The organism is Sulfobacillus harzensis, assembly GCF_012933365.1.
Classification (GTDB): domain Bacteria; phylum Bacillota; class Sulfobacillia; order Sulfobacillales; family Sulfobacillaceae; genus Sulfobacillus_B; species Sulfobacillus_B harzensis.
Window position 1 is genome coordinate 1 of the sequence record NZ_JABBVZ010000225.1, and the last position, 2,240, is coordinate 2,240.

Annotated in this window: 3 protein-coding genes; 1 reads left to right on the forward strand and 2 read right to left on the reverse strand. The window is 58.4% G+C overall.

Annotation, left to right across the window (positions count from 1 at the left end; genetic code table 11):
• The first annotated feature begins 80 nt into the window (after positions 1-80).
• Positions 81-494 (forward strand): hypothetical protein, encoded by a 414-nt coding sequence (locus HIJ39_RS22570; RefSeq protein ID WP_169103285.1) that lies wholly within the window; start codon positions 81-83, stop codon positions 492-494.
• On the opposite strand, the gene HIJ39_RS22575 is transcribed toward HIJ39_RS22570, so the two are convergent.
• Together HIJ39_RS22575 and HIJ39_RS22580 are read right to left on the reverse strand one after the other, a co-directional pair.
• A complete protein-coding gene (locus tag HIJ39_RS22575; protein ID WP_169103286.1) occupies positions 491-1,627 on the reverse strand; it encodes a zinc ribbon domain-containing protein in 1,137 nt (378 codons plus the stop codon). The two genes, HIJ39_RS22570 and HIJ39_RS22575, sit on opposite strands and share 4 nt — an antisense overlap.
• 172 nt (positions 1,628-1,799) lie before the next feature.
• Positions 1,800-2,240: aldo/keto reductase (locus HIJ39_RS22580; protein WP_207711872.1), on the reverse strand; the 441-nt coding region annotated here is incomplete at its 5' end.

The following is a 2,240-nucleotide window of genomic DNA, read 5'->3' on the forward strand; positions in this document are numbered from 1 at the left end:
GCCGCTTGCCGCTACGCGGCAAGCCCCGAGACCAAGGTCTTGGGCTAGTAGGCTAATTCTTTTTATACGAGGAGGTTCTTATGAGAAATCAGCGTGCGTCAGTGGTGTGGATTGGCCTCATCGTCGGCATTGCGCTCTGCGCCTTGCTCGCAGCCGAAGGGCTGTGGTGGGCACCCCTCCTTCTGGGTTTCGGGTGGGCGTTCGTGGCGACTGGTCGGGGAGCGCAATTTGGCGGGTCGCTCCTCATCGGTCTTCTCGGATATGGTCTTGCTTTGGCATGGCTTGACCACGGTGCTCCCCTGGCCAAAGACGCGGTCGTCACCGCCGAAATAATGGGCTTTGGCCACGCGGGCTTTCTCGTCTTCCTCGCGACCGCCCTACTCGCCGCTTTGTTGGCAACAGCCGGAACCTGGCTGGGACGGGCGGTGCGGTTGATGGTCCGTCCCCCCAAACCCCGCTACCGCTTCCGACCCGGGGACTGGGAATCGCGCTAGGATGCCGGTGATAGGCTCTGAAATTCCTGCGTCAGGGAATGCTGCAATCCAAGATACCTTCCCACTACCCCGGATGCAAAGCCAGCAAAGTGGCTCACCGCGTTGGATAGGTTGTTTTGGTTGCGCGACCACGCCGCTTCCTGTTGGTTGATAGCCGAAACATCCGATGAAAGGCCATATGCGACGGTGGCCGACCCGTTGGCAATCGCCTGGAAGCTGGACAGTTCGTCCGAGAAGGCTGTATCGATCTGGCTGGAGTTGTTCACAAGCCCCTGAGCCGCCGATTCGATGTTGGCCAGCGACGCGTTCCTCAGGGTCGGAGTGGCAGAAATCAATCCCAACGCGGTGGACAGGGCGGACACATCCGTCGAGAGCTGAGACGCATCCTGTTGCAATGAGCTGAAGGCACTCTGTCCGTTGGCCACATTATTGGCAAAGCTGACGCTCGGACTGTAGCCAAACAAGGAGATGCCATTTTGATACGCGCTCAGCGCTTGGTTGGCATAGTCCACTGTCGAGTTGTAGTCGTTGGTGTAGCTGGTGATATCGTCGGATATGGCGACCACCGCCTTCGAAAGCGCCTGAACGCGGGACAGATCAGCCTCTCCGGTGATAATGTCAGCCACATACTTCCGGGCCAGCGGGTAATGGGAATCTCCCGCGGCCACTTTTCGAAAATCAGCGGTGGCCTTCCCATAATGACCCTGGTGGTACAAGGTGAGCGCGAGATTGAAGTAGTGGGCTGACGCCCCCAGCGCTTGAGCCCGTTTCTCGACCCCCTGGGTATCCATGTTAGGCCAAGCATCTTTGGCATCGCGTGCCTCAGCCTCCGCCAGCTTCCAATGATCCTGAAGGAGCGCTTGATGCGCTTTGCCGAGATCGGACGTCGCCGTGTGATACCGTTGAAAAGCATACCCGCCTGTGAGAAGCACCAAAGAGGCTGCCGTCCCTAGAATGGCCAGGCCACGCCGACGCGGCCCCTCAGTCCGCGCCGCCGCCTCTCGGTAAAGGGGAATAGGTCCCACTTTGATGTCGGCCCCGCAGGCAGGACAGCGGAGAGCGCTGCGCTTCATCGCCGTGCCGCACTGCGGGCAATATAGCGCCTTGGGAGATTCGCCAGCGGAAATCATCATCACACCCGTTCAAGGAAATGTGACGAAATTCGACAAGTCGGTAAACAATTCCTCTCCCTGAATAAAGCGGCGATAAATTATCCCTTCGCGCTATATCTTAGTGCATGAAATATCGCAGGAATAGCGAAGTCCTTGCCGGCAATCCGGCGCGGACTTCGCTGATCGTCCTCCCCTAACGGTTGACGGTGCTCATATCCGCATAGCGCGCACCCGCCGTCGAACCGGTCGGAAACGCATCTGATATGCGCTGAAGCTCGGCCGGACTCCAGTGGATCGTGACCGCCTGGGCATTTTCTTCGAGATATGTGCGGCGCTTCGTCCCAGGAATGGGAACAATGTCGTCCCCCTGCGCCAAGACCCAAGAGATCGCCAATTGAGCCGGCGTGGCTCCCTTGGCCTCTGCCATTTCCTGAATGATTTTCACCAACTGCAAATTCTTTTGGAAGTTCTCGCCCTGAAAGCGGGGATGGTGGCGCCGAAAATCGTCTTCCGGCAAATCTTCGGGGCGCTGAAACCGTCCTGTTAAAAATCCGCGCCCTAGGAGCTTTTTCAAAAATTGACCCGGACGGCTCCGCGGACGGGTGTCAAAATTCGCTGGGGTGGGCGGCCATTT